A 22800-nucleotide genomic window follows, 5' to 3' on the forward strand; every position below is an offset into this window, starting at 1 on the left:
AACCGTTTTAAAGTGCGTTCTACGCTTATGCTTTCTCTGCTTCGATCCTCTACTCTTGGGATGTGCCATCGTTCCAAAATTTATCGGGAATCAATCCCGTTCGTTAGTGTTATTAATATTCAAATCTTTGAGGGCGCTCCATATCGGGTTTTCTCCGGCTTCTGGATTGTCCTGGGCATCGGTACTGTCCACCAGGTTTTTGCTCAACAAGTCGAGCATTTCCCGATTGCATTGCCGGTAGTTATCCGCTCCACAATCGTATGTTCGGGTCATGGGGATTGCCAGAATGATGAATTCGTAGGCAAAGGTTCCAATGTTCAACTCCGAAGATTCAGGGTGGATGTAAACCACTTCATCGTCTTCCACTTCGTTTTCTTCACTGAGTTTGACGATCAATGATTGTCGATCGGCAATTGGAAGATCAATTTCGGCCAGGCAGCGGTCACAATCCGTGCGGACGGTTCCTGCGAAGTCAAAATCGAGCACAAAGAGCGTTGGTTGTTTATCCAGTATAACTTTTAAAGAAAGTTTTCCATCTTGCACCGGCGAATCCGGGAACTCGGCAAAAAACTCAGCTCCTACCTCATACTGGAACTCGTGTACCCCATTACGCAAACCCTTGATTGGTAAGGAAAAAGGTATGAGCCCATTCATTGTTAAAGAACTTTTGTCAAAAGTGTCCGCAAAGATAAGTCTTTTTAGGAAAAAAAAAACTGAAAATAAACTTAATCTAAGCTTAACACTTTGAAAGCAAAGTTCGACGTTGGAGAGGAAGAATCAGGGTTCGAAAAGTTCAAGGTAGTTTGCTCATATTTTTTAGCCCCAAAACTTAAGAACCGCCCCAAAAACTTCAGCGTCCGCCCATACCTAAAATTATTTTTTTCCATGAAGCCATCATGCATACGGCCAATCTTTATCACTGCATTTTTTTGTATTCAAGTGTTTTGGATAAAAGCCCAAACGCGCTTAGAACCTGGTGACCTTGCCATTATTCAAGTGAATGCCAATAATTCGTTATGTAGCGGAACAGCCGTTGACCGGATTAGTTTTATTTGTTTTAAAGATATTACCGCAGGTACCAGTATCGACATTACGGACAATGGCTGGGAGCGTTTGAATCCTGGGCGTTGGGGGAATTCTGAGGGATTTGTTCGAGCAACCCGCAGTGGGAACGCGATCCCGGCAGGTACTGTGATTACTTTTGAATTTCCTCCAGTAGGCAGTATAACTTATCGCGGAATTCTACCAGATGATACCTGGAGTTTTAGTGCACTAGGAAGTACCAATTCAGTCAATCTTAATTCTGGTGGCGACCAATTTTATTTCATGCAAGGGGGCACCTGGAATCAGGGAACCGGGACTGCTGGCAATTTTAGCCACGATGCAACGTATACTGGCGGTCGGATTTTGTTCGGATTCAATACCAAAGCGCAATGGTTCAATGACGATTCACCTCAGGAGTCCAAATTACACCCCGATGTGGCCAATTGCTTCAATATGGCCCCGACCGGCAGTGCGACCGACTTCATTGCCTACAATGGTCCCAGTACAGCAAGCACTCAACTGGAATGGATTTCCCGGATTGGCAATCCGGTCAATTGGCGGACGGCCAGCTCCTGCGCCAATTTACCTCCTGTTCCATTGCGGTTTAACATCGCGAACAGTGGCATTGAATTAAAATGTACTACTTGCCAGGGCTGTGATACCATTGATGAAGTGCTGCGTTTGACCCTGCCAAGCACGGGAGGGCCCTTTATCCTGGAGTACAGTGATGGTTTGGATACCTTCCAAGTGGCACAGGCTCAAAACAATGATTCCATTTCCGTAAGGGTAGGGGAGACCACTACCTTTTTTATCGTCTCGGTTACTGATGCCAATTCATGTCCGGTTTACTCCAATTTTGCCCGACCGACTACTGTTACGATTACCCCAGGGGTAAGCATTCAACCCATTGTAGATCCAGTAGTGGCTTGTACCAATGGCAGTGCTCAGGCTACCTTCGCCCTGACTGCTCTGGATGGCCAGATTCGTGGCAATACTGGATTGGCCGTGCAATGGTACCGGGATCAAAACTTGCGCGACACCATCTTCAACCCCGACCAGTTTAGCTCTGGCGCCACAAGTGTTTATGCCATAACTACCGACGGGGTATGCCGTAGTCGGGCTGTACCCGTAGTATTGCAACTGGCCAATCCTCCTAGTCTGGTGGTGCCAGCAGGGGACACCCTTTGTGGTGGAACTTGTACCCGCTTGCCGCTTTCATTTCAGGGCAAGGCACCATTTATTTTGGGTTTTATCGTAAATGAGGGTGGGAACGTTCAACCAGATGGGCTGGTGGCCAATTCAAACCAGGACTCGCTGGTATTTTGCCCTTCACGTACCGGAATGGCAAGCATCCTTTTTTCCTCCATCATAGATGGCAATGGCTGCCCGGCATTGATTGATGCGATGGTCAATATTTTGAACCAGGAAAGTGATACGACCCTGATTCGCCGCGAATTGTGCCTGGGAGAGCAACTCATTGTCAATGGACAGGTGTATGATGAAAACCGCCCGAGGGGCATCGAATTTTTATCCACTACTGCGGGCTGCGACAGCATCATCTCGGTAGATTTGAGCTTTTCACCCCGCCCCAATGGCACCTTGAGCGGAGATACAACCATTTGTGGCGGAGGAGCAGGCAATTTGCGCTTTCAATTGAGCGGCGGCAGCCTTTTTAACCTGATCATTAGCAACGGCATGGACACGATCCCTTTTAACAATGTTCGAAATGGGACCGTTTTGCCAGTTATTTTATCTAAAACTTCAACTTTTACCTTGTTGTCGGTAAAAACAAGCACAGGATCTTGTGAAGCCAATCCCAATAGTTCAGCGACCATTACCATCAGTGAACCCATTGCCACGGCAAGAGCTACCACTAACTTTGGCCGCTACAACATCAGTTGCTTTGGCGCCGCTGATGGTGCGGCAATTGCAGAGGCGAGAGGGGGGGTGGCCCCTTATCGGTATACCTGGAACAACAACCAGAACACGCAGATCATCAGCAATCTTGGGCCAGGAACCTATGAGGTGGTGGCCAGGGATAGTGTTGGTTGTGAGGCAGCTCCGGTAAGCGTTACCCTGATTGAACCTGATTCCTTGCGCTTTCAATATGCTTTGGATACCGCAGTTTGTCCCGGGCAAAAAAACCAATTGCGCATCCTTAATATTTCGGGTGCAGGGGGGCCATATGCTTATTCCTTGGATGGAGCAGCGTTTGCCCCTTTTGGCGGACCGCTCACCATCTCTGACCTGGCTTCAGGCAATCGGACCTTGCGGATCAGTGATGGCAACAATTGTATTGCTACCCGAACCGTTCGGGTTCCCAATTCTTCCGAATTGAGTCTGGACCTTGGTCCCGATCGCAGCATTTTTGCGGGAGATAGTGTTTTGATCAAACCACAAATCAATTTCACACCTAGTTCGATCACTTGGCAACCTGGTACTGGATTGCAAAGCCTGGATTCGGCGGCCATCGTCGCCCGGCCGAGCACTACTACGGTTTTTCAACTTACTGTAAGAAGTGCCAATGGCTGCGTGCTGCGCGATAACCTGATGGTTTTGGTAGAAAAACGCCTGCGCATTTATGCCCCGAATGCCTTTAGTCCCAATGGTGACAACCAGAATGATTATTTCACCTTGTATTACGCCCAGGAAGTAGAAAAAATCAGCGCAATGAAGATATTTGACCGCTGGGGCAACCTGGTTTTTGCAGCTGAAAATTTGAGCAACACTCCCGAGAGTGGCTGGGATGGGATGGTCAACGGTGAAAAAGCCTCGGTCGGGGTGTATGTCTTTGTAGCGGAAGCCCTGTTGCGTACTGGCAAAACCGAAATCATTCGAGGCTCCCTGACCTTGCTGCGTTGAGATGTACTGCTTTTATCTATTGAGTAGTATTGGGTTTAGGGTGAATTTTTCCTACACTTCAGTCCGATTACTAGGGTAGTAGTATAGAATTAAGGTTGAAAGACCGCATTCCCCCCAAAACCTGCGCTGTTTTTATCCTCATCTATCAATCCTGCTTGCAGTTGTCGGGAGGTTTTGGTGCTTCCATCGTGGCTCCATCCCGGAGGGCCAAACACGTATCCCAGGCGTAAGCGCCAGGGCAAGTCGCGGTGTTTGACAAAAACATCATTCCAAATGGCGATGTACTCGTGGAAAATAACTTTAAACCAACCACTGTTGTCAGGGAGGCTAACCAAACCGTATTTTATGGGCTCATCCGCTCTTTCGGCTTCATAAGTACCAAACAATTTATCCCAAATGATCAATAGCATTCCAATGTTTTTGTCCAAATAACGCACATTGGAAGCATGATGGACCCGGTGATGGGAGGGAGTCACAAACAACCATTCATAAATGGGAATACTCTTCACCGCGTGGGTGTGCACCAAAATGCCGTATATCTGGGTGATGGAAAAAGCCAAAAACAAATCTTTGGCTTCGAAGCCCATCAAGGGTAGTGGCAAATAAAAAACAAAGCGGTAAATGGGCTCCAGTACCGAGGAACGAAAACCTACCGAAAAATTGAATTGCTCCGAGGAATGGTGGGTTACGTGTACCGCCCAGAAAAAGCGGCAGGTATGTTCCAGCCGATGAATCCAGTAAAAACAAAAGTCTTGCCCAATCATCAGCCAAATCCAGTACCAAACCGGGTTCTGAATTTGGAATACCTGGTGCTGGTATACATAATCCAAGGCCAGGTAGGTGGGAATTCTACGGGTAAGGGCATCCACTCCCATTTGGCAAATGGTGAGGTAAACATTGGTGAAGGTATCGCGCCAGGTATATACAGGTTTTTCCTGCCGATTGCTCAAATACATCTCGAGCAAAATCAAAATAGCGCATACCGGGGTCGTGAGAGTCACCAGGCCCAATTCCTTAAAGCTACCGCTTAGCTGCTCCATAACAACAATGTGGAATAATCGGGTAAAAAAGAGAGGCAAAGGTAACGCCTGGGGCCTGGTCGCGCAATAGGGAGAGAAGATTAAAAAAACGTCAAAATTTTTGGTGAATAAACTATTGTGTATCTTAAACTTCGTTTTTTAGAAAAAACTGCATTAAAAAATCAGGCCATGCAGCAATCACGAAGAAAATTCATTCAACAAACGGGCCAATTGGTACTTGGGGCAGGACTAATGGGCACTTTACCCTTAGAGCTCATTGCTGCGCGACGTAAATCCATTGACCCCAATGATCGCATTGGAGTAGGCTTGATTGGCTGCAATGGGATGGGCTTTGTCGATCTGCAGTCTTTTTTGAAAAATGACCAATGTTTTTGTGCGGCCCTTTGTGATGTAGACAATAATGTGCTTACGCGCCGCAAGGCTGACCTGGAAAAAGCAGGTTTGCCTGCACCAAAACTATACAAAGCCTACCAAGATCTGTTGGCTGACCCCGCTGTAGACCTGGTGATCATCGGTACACCCGATCACTGGCATTGTTTGATGTTTTTGGATGCTTTATCGGCGGGAAAGGATGTATACGTGGAAAAGCCCATTGGCAACTCCTTGGCTGAAGTAAGGGTGATGGAACTAGCGGCGGCACGCTCAGGACGAGTTGTTCAGGTTGGGCAGTGGCAACGCAGTCAACCTCACCTGGAAGATGCCCGGCAATTCCTGCGTTCCGGCAAATTGGGCCGTGTGCGCAGCACCAAAGCCTGGGCCTATGTTGGTTGGAAATCCAGCATACCCAAAGCGCCTGATGGTCCCGTTCCTGCGGGTGTGGATTACAACTTGTGGTTAGGTCCCGCTCCCAAACGGCCTTTTAACCCCAATCGCTTTCATGGTAATTTTCGCTGGTATTGGGACTATGCCGGGGGGGTGATGACTGATTGGGGGGTGCACATGATCGATACCGTTTTGCAATTTATGGAGCCCGAGATGCCCCATACCATCATGGCCGCAGGGGGAAAACTGGGCTACCCTGACGATGCGCAAGAAACCCCTGATACACTTACCACTGTGTACAATTTCCGCGACTTTACCCTGACCTGGGAACACATGATGGGCATCGGCCTGGGCAATTACAACCGGGGGCAAGGTGCCGCATTCATTGGGGAGAACGGCACCCTGGTGATCAGTCGGGAAGATTGGGAAGTCATTCCGCACAACAAGGCCATAGAAGCCATTCCCTCTCAAAAGGCGAAAAACTCCTTTGGCCTGGATTTACACGTCCAAAATTTTCTGGAAGCAGTAACCATAAAAGAGCCCGAGGCGGCTAAAGCAAGCATCGGAATTGGCGCACGAGCCTGTGTAGTCAGCCAAATGGGCAATATCGCCTACCGCAGTGGACAAACTTTGCATTGGATTCCTGAAAAGGGAAAATTTGCGGAGAAAGAGGGGAATCGGTATTTGGAGAAGAAGTATGAGAATGGGTATAAATTAAGTGAAAAGTGAAAAGTGAAAAGTGAAAAGTTAGTTTTAGAAGCCTAAGATCATGCTTTTCATTTTTCACTTTTCACTTTTCACTTTCAAGCTGCATTTTGCTGCAGGAAAAAACTAGCATCTCTTACCGTATCAATTTTTGCGGCTTGTTCTTGGTTGAGAAAAACACCGAATTGAGATTCTAATTTTGCAATCAATAAGTCTTTGTCAACCGAGTCTAGGTACAAATCGTCAACGAGGTCAGTGTGGGGGTTAATGCGCGAGGAAGGGATGTTGAGTTCCCAGGCTATCAATTCAATGATACGGTCCTCGGCGGTCCATTTGCTCTTTTTAGCCATTACCACAGTTTCACAGTTTAGGTGATGAAATATTTGGGTTAACAGGATCATTCGTAGTGGGGCAAAAACAAGTGATCATTTTTCCTGAGCCAGAGGATTAGATAAGACACTTGAAATGAAACGTTTCCTTATCTAATCCTCTGGCAAAATGATCACTTGTTTTTTTGTCGCCCCACAGTAAGACAACAGTCTGTAGAATTTGGTTTCTTTATCCATCCAAAATCGAATAAAGAACGAATCCAGATAGGGATAGGTTGCCTGGAAGTGACAATATTTTTGACAAAACCCAGTGAAGTGACGCTAAACTGTGCTGAAATGAGGATTTTTAGCCTTGAATTGTAAACCTAATTTTCAAAAGTTTCGGTAAGGTTCATCGGGTAAACGGATCAATTGTTTTTTGCCTTGTTCCAATTCCAACCAATGACAAAGCAGGATGCCAATACCCGCGGCCCCTTGCATGTACCCGGTTTGGGCGGCTAAGGCTTCGGGTTCTGAACGGTTCTCAGCCTGGATCCAGCGCAGGCCCTGGGCATCGGAGGTGGCCCGGTTGAGTAAGTCCTGGGTGTGGAGCCAGGCGTAATTGCGGTATTTCTTTTTCCCTTCCATGCGATACAGGGTAAGAAAGAATTCGGCGACTCCGGCATTGCCACAACATTGGCTCACATTGTTCCAAAATCCTGGCGTACGCTCCTGTGGAATGGGCGATTTTAAGAGCGTATTGATCGCTTCTTTCCAGGGCTTTTCCCAGGTTTTGCGCTCTTTTTTATAGGAATTGTACAACACGTAATACAAACGCGCCGTGCCAACTGGCCCATGGCAATACCCGTAATAAAAGAGCTGTTTGCCATCACCTTCTTCGTGGTGGGGAATCAGGCCTTCTGCATTTTTTAAAGTTTGCAAATACCTGGCCCCATTCAAGGCTACCCGCAAGTACCGACCCTCTTCCAAAATGGCGAAAACTTCGGCAGCGAAATAGGCTACTCCGGCGGTGCCGTGGGAGAAATTGGGCATGGTTCTTTCCGCACCAGGCCACATGCGCCATTTCCACTGCTCGGTACTGATGCGTTGGGCCGCATTGATGAGCCAGTTGCAGGTATTGGCGGCTAGTTCGAGGTAGGTGAAATTTTTGGTTTCGCGGTAAGCATACAGCAGGAACAGACCAATGCCCGCATTGCCCGCAATGATATCGGTGACGTAGCCCCAGTGGGTTATTTCGCCCCGGGTGTCGGCCGCATTGAGCAACAATTTGAGAACCCGTTGAAAACCTTCATTGTATTTGGTATCCTTGGTCGCTTTGAAAACCTCCTGCAAGGTAAATCCTACTCCACAAATCCCGGAAAAAAGCCCGGTTTTACCTTGGGCATCCATTTCACTCAATTCTTCGGGCAAACGGGCCAACAAAAAATTGGCCCCCTTTTTGGCTTCTTCCAAGTATTCTGGCCGATTGGTGGCATGATGAGCTTCCAGGTAAAACAACACGATGCCAGGGACACCGCTGTACAAATCCAAACTGATCCGCCCACCACTATCCCCCGGAATGACGGGCCAGCTGCTGCCTTCCGCACTGGTTTTGACGTGTTGGTGCAACCACAAATGGATGCGTTGGATGCTGTCGGCCAGGCCGCTTTGGGCTTGAAGCTGAACCACAAAAAAAAGCAAAGACAAGCCGATGATACTGCTGCGAAGGCGCATTGGCAATTGGTTTTTAGAAAAATAACATAAAGTATTGTTCCCCGCTATAACAGCTCAAAGTTCGGCTTTAGTTTATTGGTATGCCCATAAAAGTCATTGATGATTTTAATGACCTCTTCGGGATCGTCGGTGAGGGGCAACAAATCCAGATCGCCAGGCGAGATGTTGTGTTCCTCTTCCTGCATCACATCATACATCCACTGCTTGAGGCCCGACCAGTACTTGGTGCCCACCAGGATCACCGGCACTTTGTTGATTTTTTTGGTTTGGATCAAAGTGAGCACTTCAAATACTTCATCGATGGTACCAAAACCACCGGGTAAGGCTACAAAGGCCTGCGCATACTTGACAAACATGACCTTGCGGATGAAAAAATAGCGGAAGTGCAGGTTTTTATCGTTGTCGATGTAGGGGTTGTTGTTTTGTTCAAAAGGCAAACTGATGTTCAAACCCACCGATTTGCCGCCATACAAAGTCGCACCCTTATTGCCTGCTTCCATGATCCCCGGGCCGCCGCCGGTGATGACGCCGTAACCTTCGATGGTCAAACGCCGGGCAATGTCTATGGCGAGTTTGTAATAATTGTTGTCGGGTTTGGTCCGCGCCGATCCGAAGATGGACACACAGGGGCCAATGACGTTCAAGGTCTCGAAGCCCTCCACAAATTCTGATATCACCTTGAACATGGTCCAGGAATTCTGGCCCTTCAGTTCCTGCGACCACTCCTTCATGTGGGGGTGCGCTTGGGTTGTTGGTTTGTTTTCCGACATACGTTTCTGGTCGTTTTTGAAAAGAAAAAGGACGGAAATATAGTTTTTTTTGGGAAATGTAGGCGGGGAAAAGTGGGGAAAGTTTGTATTGAATGTTAAATACTTTGCATTGTCGGCCATTGGCTTTTAAAGCTTTGCTTGGCTCTTGCGCTTATGCGGAATAGTGCCCATTTTGCATTTTAATTGTTATTTGACTTGCTAATCAACAGCCGGGATCATTTAAAATGAGTTATTATGCGAAAAATGATTCAACTATTTTGCTGGGCGGTAGGTGGCTGTTTATTGCTCTTAGCTGAGGTGTCAGCCCAAAATTACTTGCCTTTTCCCACTAAAAATGCGGAATGGAGTAGAGTAGTTACAGTAGTCGGTGACCATGATCCAGTTTATATCACTTCCCACTATGCTCCCAAAGGAGACACTATCATACAAAGCAAGGTTTTTGCAAAATTATATGTCGACACAGGCAAAGCATTTAGGATTGACTCTGCACAATATGTTGGTGCTTACATCAATGAATCAAACCGTGTATTTTTTATAGACAAAGGTGAGCTCATTCCACGGTTATTGTATGATTTCAATCTCCCTGTTGGTTGGATTGGTGAATCATCACCGAATTGTAACCCCAACGCTCTCAGGTGTGTACTTTTTCGGCTTGCTTCCATAGACACGGTTGTGTATGATGATCAGGTAAGGCGAGCAAGATTCAATTTTGAAATAGGTAGAAAGCCAGACAACGGTGTTTTTATGGGGAGGTACGCCTATTCCTGGATAGAAGGCATTGGAAGTACGCTCGGCTTTTTTCCTGATATAAGCAATACTATGTTTGTGCCAGTTACCCCTCAAGTCTTTCTAGACTTACTTTGTTTCAAACAGAATGAAACTTTGCTTTATACCCATCCTGATTTGTACAAAGGCAACTGTTTTGTGGATATTGTCGATGATGTGAAGACCATAGAAGATCCCAGAGCGATAAACATTTACCCCAATCCTGCCGTTGAAAAACTTTTTATTCAACATGATTTAAACCTGAATAAAAACACCTCAAGCGTTCTGCTGATGGATGTTATGGGGCGGGTGGTATTACAAAAGCAGTTGGATGCCTCCCTGGTTCAATTGGATGTCTCAACTATGTCTCCGGGTGTTTATTTTGCCCAAATTCGTTCCAAAGAAGGGAGAGTGAGCCTTTGTAAAAAAATAATCAAATCAAATTAAGAAATGCGCAGATAAGGATAATTTATTTAGTCAAACTTGGCTTTGTATTGTTCCACAACTGCGAGTGCTTCTACTTCATTCAAACCCTCGGCTTGTAATAAGCTCACTATTACTTCATTCACTTTTTCCACTGGGCTCTTGACCATCATAGCCATTTTTTCCAATGAAAACTCCTGGAGTGACCAGAGTGTTTGAATGAACTCCTGCTTTTCAAGCTCAATTCCTTCTTCTCTACCTTGCTCAATCCCTTGTAGATATAGCCCATCGGTTTCGATGTCATAATGAATAGTCATGGCTTCAACTTGAGTTTTTACAATGATTTCCATTTTCCTTAAACGTGATAAAATTAACAATTGTTTTTGATACTTTTTGACTCTGAAAGAGCCTTTTAGGATTTTGTTTAGGCTGCTCAAAATTTGCCTAATGACCACATCTGGCGCATCTTGTCCAAAATCGCAAAGAATAGCCAGAATCACTTCCTCGGGAATAGCTGAGTTTAAAAACACCTCTTTGGGTATGTTTTTTAATACTATTACTTCAAACTGAAATTCCAAACCACTAAGCGACAGGTAATTTTTCTTGATTTGAGTGCCCAGGCCCATACCGCCATAAATAACAATTTGCCTCAAGGGTAGAGCTGTAATCTGGTGGAAAAGGGCGTAATGCAGAAAATTGCGTTTTCGTAAATCTTCATCACTAACATGAAACTCAATTTGCAGGCCGTAGTCTAAATTTACGTCATCATGGACAACTCTCCTGATATTGTCCATTTCTGCTTCCTGAGTTGCCTGCATTTTTGCATCTATAGGAACGAGCTTAGGAGGCGATAACCCCAGCAATTTCTTTAACAAATGCAAAAGTAAAGGTTCGATGTTCTCCTTAAAAATCCGATCGTAGTTGTTTGCCATAATTTACATTGAGGACTATTTCAATGCAAATTAGATCATCTCAAATTCCGAGTCACGTCACTTTATACAACTTTTGACCAGGGCAAATTTCCGCAATTCGCCCTACCCATTGATCACTGCAAGCCCGCAATCAACTCGAACTCCTCCTCCAACTTCCCACTCAAGCGTTCAAAAACCTCAAAGTACTTCATGTACAAGTCGTGATTTTGCACATCCGGGCTATACGTTCCCGTAAAATGGGTACTGGCTGAAGCTTCCTCCAAACCACTAAAATAGCCCATTTGGGTAAAGGCGATCAAAGCCGTGCCTTGCGCAATGCTGTCCACGGTGGTATTGACTTGTACTGGTAGGCCATAAATATCAGTCAGGATTTGTGCAAACAGCGGCACACTGGCGTAAGAACCCGTCATGCTGATGCTGTCAAAAGAACGCTGTGTACTTAGCAGTTTGCCAATGCTGTACATCTCCAGTAAAATTCCTTCTACACAAGCCCGCAGCAGGTGTTTGGGTTCGTGAGTGATGTTGAGGCCAAAAAATACGCCCCGGGCGTTGGCGTTCCAAATCGGGGCTCGTTCGCCCAATAAATAAGGCAAGAACAACAGCCCCTTGGCTCCGGCGGGCACATACAGCGCGTCCCGGATCAACTCTTCCCGCACCTGTTCAAATTCCTGGCCTTGGTGAAAATTGCCAAACTGCTGGGTAAACCAATCAAAAGCCACCCCGACATTGTTGCTGGGCCCACCCGAAATAAAGTAATCGTCGGCAAGCAGGTAATTGAAAAAGCGTTGCTGCTCGTCGGCCAAAAACTCTTTGCCCGCTACCCGCACGGCCCCACTGGAAGCAATGGTGACGGTGGCCCTTTTGTGGCGAATGTCTCCCGAGCCCAAAGTGGCCGAACAGCCATCGCTGGAGCCCAAAATCACCTTGGTCGTACTGGCCAGGTGCAAGGATTTGCAATACTCTTTTTTTAGGCCAACTTCATCAAAATAGATCGAAACAGGAGTGGATAAGCGCTCTTTGTCGATGCCCGCAAAATTCAGGGACTGCTCATTCCACGCCAATTGGTGGATGTCAAAAAGCCCGGTAGAAGAAGCGATGCTGTGATCAACGAGGTATTCCCCCGTCAATTGTAAAATGATGTACTCCTTGAGCGAGATGAACTTATAAGCTTGATTGAAACGTTCCGGGTCTTGTTGCTGCATCCAGGCGATTTTGGCCAGCGGTGACATGGGGTGGATTGGCGTTCCAGTAGTGTTGTAAATGCCCTGGCATTCAGGGCTATTTTTCAGCATCTTGGATTGCCGGATGGCCCGGTTGTCGGCCCAGATGACAGCATTACCCAGGGGGCGTCCATTTTTATCCACTGCCAACACACTATGCATGGCTGCACAAAAGCAGATGGCTTGCACCTTGTATTTTTGCGGGTGAATCTGCTCGTTCAGGAAGTTTTTCAATACGTACAAGGTCGTGATAAAAACCTGTTCGGGGTCTTGCTCACTGTAATCTGCTTGGGGGTGAAAAGTGGGATACGAACCTTTACGCATGCCCAATACTTTTCCACTGAGGTCAAATGCATGGATTCGAACTGCCGAAGTATTGATGTCAATGGTAAGAATACAATCCATGATCGTCGGTTATATCATTAGGCAAAATAGGCTATTTACTGCCACAAAGACTCGAAGACACTACATGCCACTCTTTTACTAGTTTAACTTGGCACCTTAGTGTCTTGGTGGCTTATGTTGTTTTCATTACTGGTTCTTTCGGTACGCCCGTGGCGTATAGCCCGTCAGTTTTTTAAAAGTTGAAGAAAAGTGCTGTGAGGAGTAAAACCCCGTTTCGAGTGCAATCCGCGTCAAACTGTGGTTGCTCTGCCGCAATAACTTGATGGCTTCCGCAATCCGCAGGTTGATGAGGTAATGCAAGGGGGAGAACCCTGTAAACACCTTTACTTTTTCCGTAAATGCCGTGGTGCCCAAACCTACCAGGCCGGCCATTTCTTCCACCGTCCAGGGATGAGCGAGGTTACTGCGCAGGGTTTGCTCCAGTTTCATGAAGATTTGGGGGAAATCCCGCCTGAAATTTTCGGCCTTGCTCAGGTGTCGCACCATTTCTATCAATAACTCATCCAGCAGGTGATTGACTCTCGTACGAAAGCCCATCTCTTGCTGCATGATTTCGTATTCAATGCTTTGTAATATGGTAGCGCCAGCTCCAAAGCGGGTCAATACTGGCGTTTTGTTCATGGCCAAAATTTTCCCCATTACCCCCTGCTCCGATTCGGAGATGCCACTCCAGGCACCCAATTGCAACTTTCCCTGGGCGTCAAAATATTCAGGTTGAACGCCGATCCAGGTCAGGGTGCCAATATCCATTACCCCTTTAGCACTACCAATTGCCTGCCAAGGACAGGCCAATGCAGTATCTCCAGGAAAAAGGGTGTAACCTTGTCCTGCAATGTTCCAATCGAATTTTCCTTCGGTAATCAAACCCACCCTGAGCTCAGGATGAGTTTTGATGGTAAATGAATTTAATTGTATGTTCTGGACTTTAAGTTTTACTAACTCAGTGATGTAAGGAAAATTTCGAAGTTGTTCCGCCTCGCCTTGTTGCAACAACAATAAGTAATTCATAGTCGGCTTCAAAAAAGATTTTATCCACCGCAAGCAAGCTTGAGTACATAAAATCTAGCTAGCTTATCAAAGCTAATTTCCAACAAAAATAAGTTAAACTTTGAGCAAAAAAGTACAAAATTCGCCGCCAGGTATATATGGAAGTTAGATTGTTTCGAATCCATGACATTTGTAATGAATTAATACGCACTTTTAAAACCTAATCATCGGATCATGGAACAAAATCAACTCATTGGTCAGCTCTGGGGCATTAGTTTTCCCAGAGGCGCGTTACTTGCCGGCTTATTTTTGTTTTTTACCAATTTCCTCGTCGCTCAACAAGTTACGGGTACCGTCAATGACAACTCGGGGGTAGGTATTCCCGGGGTATTGGTTCTGGTAAAAGGAACTACTCGGGGCACGGTTACCGAGGTGAATGGCACTTTTAGTATTGCTGCCAATAGCAATGATACCCTTGCTTTCAGCTCAACGGGTTTCACTACTGTTTATGAAAGGGTAGGCAATCGCACCCAAATCGTAGTGACCATGCAAGAATCCATCCTGCAATTGGATGAAATGGTTGTAACTGCTTTGGGTATCCGCAAGGAATCGAAAAAGTTGGGCTACGCCACCACTACGGTTGGAGCGGAGGCGCTCACTGAAAACCGTTCACCCAACTTTATTAACACCCTGCAAGGTAAAGTAGCAGGGGTGAACATTTCCGGACTGGGTACAGGGCCTGCGGGAACCTCAAAAATCCGGATTCGGGGTCAGTCTTCCATTTCTGGCCAAAATAACCCTTTGATCGTTGTGAACGGGGTGCCCATTGACAACACCAACTTTGGTACCAACCCTGGTAATGCTGCTGCCGACAACTCTATTGGCGTACGCGGAGGCGGGAATACCTCAGATGGGGGCGATGGTTTGTCCAGCATCAACCCGGACGACATCGAAAGTATGACCATCCTGAAAGGTGCCACTGCTGCGGCACTTTACGGCTCTCGTGCCAAGGATGGGGTCATCATGATCACCACCAAATCTAAAGGGACTGGCAAGGGAATTGGGGTTACTTTTAACTCCAACTATACCAATGAAACGCCGCTGGATTTTACGGATTATCAATACGAGTATGGTCAGGGTGAAAACGGTGTGCGTCCTACTGCGCCCAACCCTACTTCTGGCCAGTGGTCCTTTGGAGAAAAATTCCAGCCAGGTATGACTCAGGTTTTGTTTGATGGAGTCTCTGTGCCATATGAGCCCGTTCGGGATCGGATCAGAAAATTTTTCCAAAATGGTTCTAACCTGACCAACACCTTGTCTCTGTCCACTGGTGGCGACAAAGGAGGATTCAATCTTTCTTTTTCCAATATGGACAACCAGGGGATCGTACCGAACAACAAGTTCAACCGCAAAACCATCAACGTGGGCTTTGGCTATGATTTGTCCAGTAAAATCAGTTTCTCTGGCAACATCAATTACTCCAACGAGTACAACCAAAATCCACCGAATATTGCCAACCAGGACAACTCTATACCTACAGCACTGTACAACATGGCCAACTCCATGCCACTGGACTTGCTGGATGAAAAAAAGTACGATGCGAATGGTAATGAATTTGTGTACTCTCGTTTCCGCAACCGGACCAACCCTTATTGGACACTTGCCGAACAGTTCCAAAACATCCGTCGCGATCGCCTTTTTGGCAACCTGGCCGTTAAGTATAACCTGACCCCTTGGTTATTCGTGCAAGGCCGGGTAGGCCAGGATTACTGGTCCCGGGATCAGGATTTCAACAACTTCCCTACTGGTCATGCTTCACTTGCGGCTGCTCCAGCGGGTTTTGTCAATGGAACGTATACTCAGGAGTCGCGCCGTTTCCGGGAAACCAACATGGATATCTTGCTTTCTGGTACCCGTACTTTTGGCAAGATCGGATTTGATTTCAACGTGGGGGGCAACCAGATGTACCGGCGTTCGGATCTGAATTCCGTACTCGTTACCGACTTTGTAGTGCGTGATTTGTATACGGTAATGAATGGTCGGGTAAAAGACCCAATTTATGGCCTCTCCGAACGGGCGGTGAATTCCGTATATGGTTCAGCTGAGGTTTCGTACAATCGGGTTCTGTATGTGAACGTCACCATGCGGAATGACTGGTTTTCAACCCTTTCTCCCGAAAACCGCAGCATCAGTTATCCCTCTGTATCGGGTAGCTTTGTCTTCTCTGAGGCATTTGGGAAAGCACCAAAATGGTTGAAGTTTGGAAAACTCCGCGCAGCCTATGCAGAAGTAGGTAGTGATACCGACGTTTCTCCTTATGCCAACAACCTGTTCTATGGCATCAATGCGAACTTGTACCCGAACCCATCAGGGGCCTTACAACCAGTAGGTGGCTCACAAGGCCTTACCCTACCCAATGCAGGCCTGCGTCCTATGCGTGCAACCGAAGCTGAAATCGGGATCGAACTGAAAATGTTCGACAACCGGGTTTCCTTGGATGCTGCGGTGTACCAAAAAACCACCAACGACCAGATTGTATCTGCCCAGATTTCCGACGCTTCCGGCTTTACCAATACCCTGATCAACTCGGGGAAAAGCCGCAACAATGGGGTGGAAATGTTGTTAAACCTCGTACCTGTACGTACTTCCAACTTCCGCTGGGACCTGAGTTTTAACGGATCTTACAACATCACCAAGGTATTGAGCTTGTTGACCGATAAGCCCGGGGAACGCATCACCGTAGGTACCCACGTATTCAATGGGGAATTGCGTCAGGTGGTAGGTCAGGAGATGGGCCAGATTTATGGCTTTGGCTACCGCCGGGATGCCCAGGGCCGCATCATTTTTGGCGGCAACGGGATTCCGCTGCGTACCACTGATCTAATTTCTTTCGGTTCTGCCCTACCTAAGTGGGTTGGCGGGATCAACAACGGATTCACTTACAAAAACCTGAGTGTTTCTTTCCTGATTGACTTCAAACTGGGCAATATGATGCTCTCTGGTACCAACTTTAACGCGGTACGCCATGGTTTGCACAAGATGACCTTACCTGGCCGTGCTGAGGGAGGTATCATTGGTGAAGGCGTGAACGATAAAGGGGAAGTCAATACCGTAAAAGCCAATGTACAGCCTTACTGGGAAGTAGTACGCTCCTTGGCTTTGATCGAACCTGTTGTGTACAATGGCGGGTACTGGAAATTGCGCCAGATTACTGCAGGATACGACTTTGGCAAACATTTGCCTGCCAATTCCATCATCAAAGGATTAAAACTCAGCTTTGTAGCCAACAACGTGTTGATGCTCAAAAAATGGGTGGACAACATCGATCCAGAAACCTTTGGCTACAGCTCCGACAACCTGATTGGTATGGAATCTACAGGCTTGCCTTCTACCCGGAGTATTGGCTTTAACCTCAATGTTAAATTCTAAAAGAACCAGCACATGAAAAAGAACTTTCTCTATACGTTTCTCTTATTATCGATGCTGGCCATGACTGCCTGTGATGAAGGTTTTGATGACCTCAACATCAATCAAACGGCAGCTACCAGCGTCAACCCGGTGTTTTTGTTGAACAATGCTGTGATCAATTCCTCGTTTGTGGCCACAACGGTACAATACGAGATTGGAATCGTTCAGCAGATGATCTCTCCCAACTCGGGGGTATTGACTGGGGCCAATTTTAACCAGGACAACCGCGATGCGACCCAGGCTTCCTGGCAGCGTTATTACCGCTCAACGATTCGGAATACCGTTGACGCTCTTGAAGCGGCTAAAAATTTGCCTACTCGGACTAATTTGTACAACATGTCGCGGATTTGGCTGGCTCACGCTTTTATGGTGATGACCGACACCTACGGCGATGTCCCTTATACTGAAGCAGGCAAAGGATACATCGAACAGGTGCTTTTGCCAAAATACGACTCCCAGCAGTCCATCTACACTGCGCTGATCAAGGAACTGACGGAAGCAACCGCAGCATTGGATGCCTCTAAAACAGTTGAAACAGCCGATGTCTTGTACGGTGGCAACATTACTCAATGGAAAAAATTGGGCAACTCCCTGCTCCTGCGGGCTGGGATGCGTCTGGTGAAGGTAGATGCGGCTTTGGCACAATCAACCGTACAAAAGGCACTGCAAGGAGCCTTGATCGATGCCAATGCTGACAATTGTGTGATTCGGCACGATGCCAACTACGTCAATGGGATCGGACAAATGTTGAATTCAACGGAAGCCAACAACTTTTACCTGGCAAAACCCTTTGCCGACCACCTGAAAAACACCAGTGATCCCCGCTTGGGCTCTATTGCGGTGCGTTATGTAGGGGCCAAATCAGGGCCTGAACAAAGTGCAGCAAAGGCCAACATCGATCCAGCTGTACAGATTGGTATGCCCCTTGGTTTTGACAACAGTGGTATCGTAGCAGAAGCCACCAAAGCCGGATTGGCCAGTTTTTACGACTTTTCTCAAGTCGACCGTACCCGGATGGTCAAAAATACCGCACCGATGTTTTTGGTTACGGCTGCTCAAACTCAATTGTTGGTAGCCGAAGCCATCCAAAGAGGTTGGGGAACTGGCAATATTGAGCAGACTTACCAAAAAGCAATCCGCTTACACATGGAACAAATGGCCTTGTACGATGCCAGATCTGCCATAGCTAGTAGTGCCATCGATGCCTACCTGACGGCCAATCCATTTGATGCCAGCAAAGCCCTGGAGCAAATCAATACCCAGTACTGGATTGCTTCATTCCTGAATGGACCTGAAGCTTTTGCCAATTTCCGCAGAAGTGGATTTCCTGTACTTGCGCCTAATCCTTTCCCTGGGAAAGCCATTAAGGGGGCATTTATTCGCCGCTTAACTTATCCCAACTCCGAAATTTCGGTCAACAAAGCCAATGTCGATCAGGCAGTTGGCCGCCAGGGCGCCGATGACCTGGATAGCCGCGTTTGGTGGGATAAGTAAGATAGGGTGTGGGTGTGATTGTGTGAGGGTGTGTTGGGGTAACCCGATATTGCTGCACAACATCCAATGTAGGGGCAACCCTTGCGGTTGCCCCTACATTTCGCAATTCAATTGAATCAAATAGTGTTTTGTCCGAAGAGGCTGTTCGGTTAAAAAAACTCAGATGGTATTTTTTTTATACCGAATGGCCTGTACTTTCTTCAACTCTGATAACTTTGCCGCCCTTAGACTTTTCGGAGCAAGTTCAACTGTAAAAATGGTTCATTCATACATCGGCATTGACATTGGTACTACTGCGACCAAAGCGGTGGTTTTTTCTCCAGTTGGGCAAGTATTGTACCAAACGAGTCGGGAATACCCCATGTACCACCCTCAACCCACCTGGAGCATTCAAAAACCTGAGGACTTGCTTCAAGCAGTAATCGACTGTTTGCAGGAAGTAAATCAACGTTTCCCAGAAGCCAGTTTTGTTAGTTTTAGTGCTGCGATGCACAGTTTGTTGTTGTTGGATGAACAGGGGAAGCCCCTGACGGACTGTTTGTTGTGGGCGGATAACCGCGCTGCAAATCAGGCCGAAAGATTAAAAGATTCCGAAGAGGGGCCATACATTTACCAAAGAACAGGAATTCCACTACATACCTTTAGTCCCCTTACCAAATTGTGGTGGTTCAAAGAGGAAGCACCGGAAGTTTTTGAAAAAGCACACAAGTTCATCAGCGCCAAAGAGTACGTCTGGCATCACCTGACTGGAATGTATCAGGTTGATACTTCGATGGCCTCAGGTACCGGGATGATGAATTTGGAAAGCCTTGATTGGGATGAGGAAATCCTTAAAGACCTCGAAATCAGACCTGATCAACTTTCAGCAGTTGTTCCCTCCACTTATTTTACTAAAAGTTTAAATGGACAATATACCCTGGTCATCGGTGCCGGAGATGGCCCTTTGGCCAGTTTGGGCACCGGGGCTATTGGCGTTGGTAAAATGGCTTTGACCATTGGTACCAGTGGTGCTATCCGCCTTCCCGTTCGCGGTCCTAAGGTAGACCCAGAAATGCGCACCCAGTGTTATCACCTAATCGACGATCAATACCTGAGTCTGGGCGCGGTCAACAATGGTGCAGTGATTTTGCAATGGCTGAAGGAAAACGTATTGCGCAGCGAAGCGAGCTATGAAACTTTATTCGAGCAGGCTGGAACAGTACCTGCCGGAGCGGATGGTTTGTTGTTTGTACCTTACTTATTGGGAGAAAGAGCGCCCATTTGGGATGCCAATGCCCGGGGCTGTATGTTGGGCTTGAGTATCCAGCATCGCCAGGAGCATTTTGTACGCGCTGCCTTGGAAGGCATCGTGTTGGGGTTGCGCCATATTGCCGAAGTGTTGCTCCCTACGGAAGCTGATCGGGCAAACATGGAAATCTGCGCCAGCGGCGGTTTTGCCAAAAGTGAGTTGTGGGTACAAATTGTAGCTGATGTGTTTCAAATGCGGGTCATCCTTGCCGAAACGGTAGAAGGTTCTGCCTGGGGAGCAGTGCTATTGGGCTGCAAAGCCCTTGGCCTGGAATGTAAGGAGCAAGCAGGGGAGGAGCTGGTTTTTGAACCGAATCCGGCGAATGCGGAGGTGTACGCTGCTGCGTTTGAGCGTTTTCGGGAGGTGTATCCGATGTTGAACAATTTAAAAAAGGTAGGTAGTTGGGAACTTACACCTCAATAGGCTAAATTTCCAATAAAATCCTGATTAAGGTTCATTTATCCCTCAACAAAACTCTCCATTTGCGGGTTTCCAACTTATTGTGCATCTTTGTACCCTCGAACACCCGCATCCTGACTCAACATGAAGCAATTAGCTTACCTGAACAAGTATTTTTGGAGATACCGTCGGCATTTTTTTCTCGGCTTTTTGTTTGTCTCCCTGTCCAATTACTTCCGGGTTTTACAACCCCAGACCATCCGCGAGGCGCTGGATTTGGTGGTAGAAAACCTGTACCTGTACCGGGTGTACCAGGGGACAGCGCTTGAAGGTGAGTTCTTTGCGATGCTCGGGCAACAACTGTTTTACTTTGGCCTCTTGGTATTGGTACTGGCGGTGGTCATGGGTTTGTTCATGTATTGGATGCGCCAAACCATCATCGTGATGTCGCGTTTGATGGAGTACGACATTCGCAAGGAAGTGTTTGCCCATTACGAAAAGCTCGATCTGGCCTTTTACAAGCGCAACAACACCGGCGACCTCATGGCCCGCATTACTGAAGATGTAAACAAGGTGCGGATGTACCTGGGGCCGGCCATTTTGTATGGAGTAAACCTGGTTTCCTTGTTCATTCTGGTCATTTCTTCCATGCTGGTGGTTAGTCCGGAGTTGACCTTGTATTGTTTGATTCCATTGCCCTTTTTATCCTTGTCCATTTATTATGTGAGCACCCTCATCAACCGGCAGAGTGAAAAAATTCAAAAACAATTGGCCGTGCTCAATAGTACGGCTCAGGAAGTTTATTCGGGGATTCGGGTGGTCAAGTCTTATGTACAGGAAGCCCCTACCGTCAAACATTTTGCGGAGCAAAGTGATCGATTCAAGCGTCAGTCCTTACGTTTGGCGCTGACCAACTCCTTGTTTTTCCCACTCATGCTGTTGCTGCTTGGTGTTAGTACGCTGCTAGTGGTGTATTTTGGTGGCCTACAGGTAGTCAAAGGTACCATCACCCCGGGAAACATTGCCGAGTTTATCATTTATGTCAATATGCTGACCTGGCCCGTAACCGCCATCGGTTGGATTGCCTCGATTGTACAACAGGCAGCAGCTTCTCAAAAGCGCATCAATGAGTTTTTAAAAACCCAACCGAGCATCACCAACATCGGACACAATACAGAAGACCTGAAGGGAGAAATCGAATTCCAAAACGTGACCTTTACCTATCCAGATACGGGCATTACCGCTTTGCAAAACATCAACTTTAAATTGGCGCCCGGCCAAAAAATGGCCATCATCGGGCGGACCGGGGCCGGCAAAACCACCATTGCTGACTTGCTTCTGCGCATGTATGACGTGAGCGAGGGTCAAATTTTGCTGGACGGACAGGCTCTGGCGACCCACGACCTGGCCAAGATTCGCCAGCGTATTGGTTATGTGCCCCAGGATGTGTTCCTGTTTTCAGACACCATCTCGGCCAATATTGCCTTCGGAAAAAGGGACGCACCACAGCCGGAAATCGAAGATTTTGCCCGCTACGCCTCCGTTTACAACGACATTATGGAACTGCCACAAGGTTTCGATACCATGGTGGGCGAACGTGGGGTGACGCTCTCGGGTGGACAAAAGCAGCGGGTATCCATTGCCCGCGCCCTGATCAAACAGCCGGATATTGTAATCCTCGACGACTGCCTCAGCGCGGTGGATACCAATACTGAAAAACAGGTACTGGAATATTTTACCACTGCCCTGGCCAACAAAACGGCCATCATCATTACGCACCGGATTTATTCCCTTTTACAATTTGATCAAATCATCGTAATGGACGGTTCCAGAATAGTAGAAGCAGGAACGCACGAAACCTTACTCCAAAACAAGGGCTATTACGCCGATCTTTTTGAAAAACAAACCGAAGAAGTTCCTGCGTCAACCCTGGAATAGTGCGCGTTAATTTTCTGTAAACTCATTTTTAGTTAGCAGGGCTAACCCCTTCACCCTTGGGGTTTTATTCTATGTCACTGAACTGCCTCCAGACTTCAGGAGGGAACTTTTTTTGCGAATTCTTTGATTATTCAGGCAATTACTTACTTTTGTACAGTGGTAATCTTATTTATCCGGTAAATTAAAACAACCAAAGCAGTGGATCACGAGAGAAACCAACGGAGATTTGAGAGCGTGTATTCGAGGAAAATCCGCG

General features: G+C 47.1%; 16 protein-coding genes. 7 read left to right on the top strand and 9 right to left on the bottom strand.

Annotated elements, in window-relative coordinates:
* A partial coding sequence (gene rpmF, locus SFV55_RS18375; RefSeq protein WP_320031012.1) for a 50S ribosomal protein L32 occupies window positions 1-69 on the bottom strand: 69 nt, incomplete at its 3' end.
* Between the two features lie 21 nt (window positions 70-90).
* Window positions 91-654 (bottom strand): DUF177 domain-containing protein, encoded by a 564-nt coding sequence (locus SFV55_RS18380; RefSeq protein ID WP_320030997.1) that lies wholly within the window; start codon window positions 652-654, stop codon window positions 91-93.
* Window positions 655-885: 231 nt separating this feature from the next.
* On the opposite strand from SFV55_RS18380, the gene SFV55_RS18385 reads away from it, so the two are divergent.
* Entirely contained in the window at window positions 886-3906 is a 3021-nt protein-coding gene (locus SFV55_RS18385; protein WP_320030998.1) for a gliding motility-associated C-terminal domain-containing protein, read from the top strand.
* 89 nt (window positions 3907-3995) lie between these two features.
* Here SFV55_RS18385 and SFV55_RS18390 read toward each other — a convergent pair whose 3' ends face one another.
* Window positions 3996-4946, bottom strand: a complete 951-nt coding sequence (locus SFV55_RS18390) for a sterol desaturase family protein (protein WP_320030999.1) — start codon at window positions 4944-4946, stop codon at window positions 3996-3998.
* A gap of 168 nt (window positions 4947-5114) precedes the next feature.
* On the opposite strand from SFV55_RS18390, the gene SFV55_RS18395 reads away from it, so the two are divergent.
* Complete coding sequence (locus SFV55_RS18395) at window positions 5115-6437, top strand: Gfo/Idh/MocA family oxidoreductase (RefSeq protein WP_320031000.1); 1323 nt, start codon at window positions 5115-5117, stop codon at window positions 6435-6437.
* 74 nt (window positions 6438-6511) lie between these two features.
* Here SFV55_RS18395 and SFV55_RS18400 read toward each other — a convergent pair whose 3' ends face one another.
* The 3 genes from SFV55_RS18400 to SFV55_RS18410 all read right to left on the bottom strand — a co-directional run bounded on the left by SFV55_RS18400 (window position 6512) and on the right by SFV55_RS18410 (window position 9225).
* Entirely contained in the window at window positions 6512-6763 is a 252-nt protein-coding gene (locus SFV55_RS18400) for an acyl carrier protein (protein WP_320031001.1), read from the bottom strand.
* Window positions 6764-7114: 351 nt separating this feature from the next.
* The gene (locus SFV55_RS18405; RefSeq protein WP_320031002.1) at window positions 7115-8455 is read right to left on the bottom strand and encodes a lanthionine synthetase LanC family protein; all 1341 of its coding nucleotides are present in this window, start codon (window positions 8453-8455) and stop codon (window positions 7115-7117) included.
* Between the two features lie 44 nt (window positions 8456-8499).
* Complete coding sequence (locus tag SFV55_RS18410; protein WP_320031003.1) at window positions 8500-9225, bottom strand: TIGR00730 family Rossman fold protein; 726 nt, start codon at window positions 9223-9225, stop codon at window positions 8500-8502.
* A gap of 234 nt (window positions 9226-9459) precedes the next feature.
* Here SFV55_RS18410 and SFV55_RS18415 point away from each other — a divergent pair, with 234 nt between their 5' ends.
* On the top strand, window positions 9460-10437 hold the full coding sequence (locus tag SFV55_RS18415; protein ID WP_320031004.1) for a T9SS type A sorting domain-containing protein: 978 nt from the start codon (window positions 9460-9462) through the stop codon (window positions 10435-10437).
* A gap of 26 nt (window positions 10438-10463) precedes the next feature.
* Here the strand turns inward: SFV55_RS18415 and SFV55_RS18420 are convergent, their stop codons facing one another.
* The 3 genes from SFV55_RS18420 to SFV55_RS18430 form a co-directional block, all read right to left on the bottom strand.
* Window positions 10464-11345, bottom strand: a complete 882-nt coding sequence (locus SFV55_RS18420) for a hypothetical protein (RefSeq protein ID WP_320031005.1) — start codon at window positions 11343-11345, stop codon at window positions 10464-10466.
* A gap of 113 nt (window positions 11346-11458) precedes the next feature.
* Window positions 11459-12970 (bottom strand): gluconokinase, encoded by a 1512-nt coding sequence (locus SFV55_RS18425; RefSeq protein ID WP_320031006.1) that lies wholly within the window; start codon window positions 12968-12970, stop codon window positions 11459-11461.
* A 126-nt stretch (window positions 12971-13096) separates the two neighbouring features.
* Window positions 13097-13978, bottom strand: coding sequence for an AraC family transcriptional regulator (locus tag SFV55_RS18430; RefSeq protein ID WP_320031007.1), 882 nt, complete (start codon window positions 13976-13978; stop codon window positions 13097-13099).
* Between the two features lie 213 nt (window positions 13979-14191).
* Here SFV55_RS18430 and SFV55_RS18435 point away from each other — a divergent pair, with 213 nt between their 5' ends.
* The 4 genes from SFV55_RS18435 (at window position 14192) to SFV55_RS18450 (ending at window position 22544) form a co-directional block, all read left to right on the top strand.
* Window positions 14192-17386, top strand: coding sequence for a SusC/RagA family TonB-linked outer membrane protein (locus SFV55_RS18435; protein WP_320031008.1), 3195 nt, complete (start codon window positions 14192-14194; stop codon window positions 17384-17386).
* 12 nt (window positions 17387-17398) lie between these two features.
* Window positions 17399-18919, top strand: a complete 1521-nt coding sequence (locus SFV55_RS18440) for a SusD/RagB family nutrient-binding outer membrane lipoprotein (RefSeq protein WP_320031009.1) — start codon at window positions 17399-17401, stop codon at window positions 18917-18919.
* 256 nt (window positions 18920-19175) lie between these two features.
* Complete coding sequence (locus tag SFV55_RS18445) at window positions 19176-20630, top strand: gluconokinase (protein WP_320031010.1); 1455 nt, start codon at window positions 19176-19178, stop codon at window positions 20628-20630.
* A gap of 120 nt (window positions 20631-20750) precedes the next feature.
* Window positions 20751-22544 carry an ABC transporter ATP-binding protein gene (locus SFV55_RS18450; protein ID WP_320031011.1) on the top strand — a complete coding sequence of 598 codons (1794 nt, stop codon included), beginning with the start codon at window positions 20751-20753 and terminating at the stop codon, window positions 22542-22544.
* Window positions 22545-22800 lie beyond the last annotated feature (256 nt).

Origin of the sequence: Haliscomenobacter sp. (genome assembly GCF_033763495.1) — a bacterium.
In the GTDB taxonomy this organism is placed as follows: domain Bacteria; phylum Bacteroidota; class Bacteroidia; order Chitinophagales; family Saprospiraceae; genus Haliscomenobacter.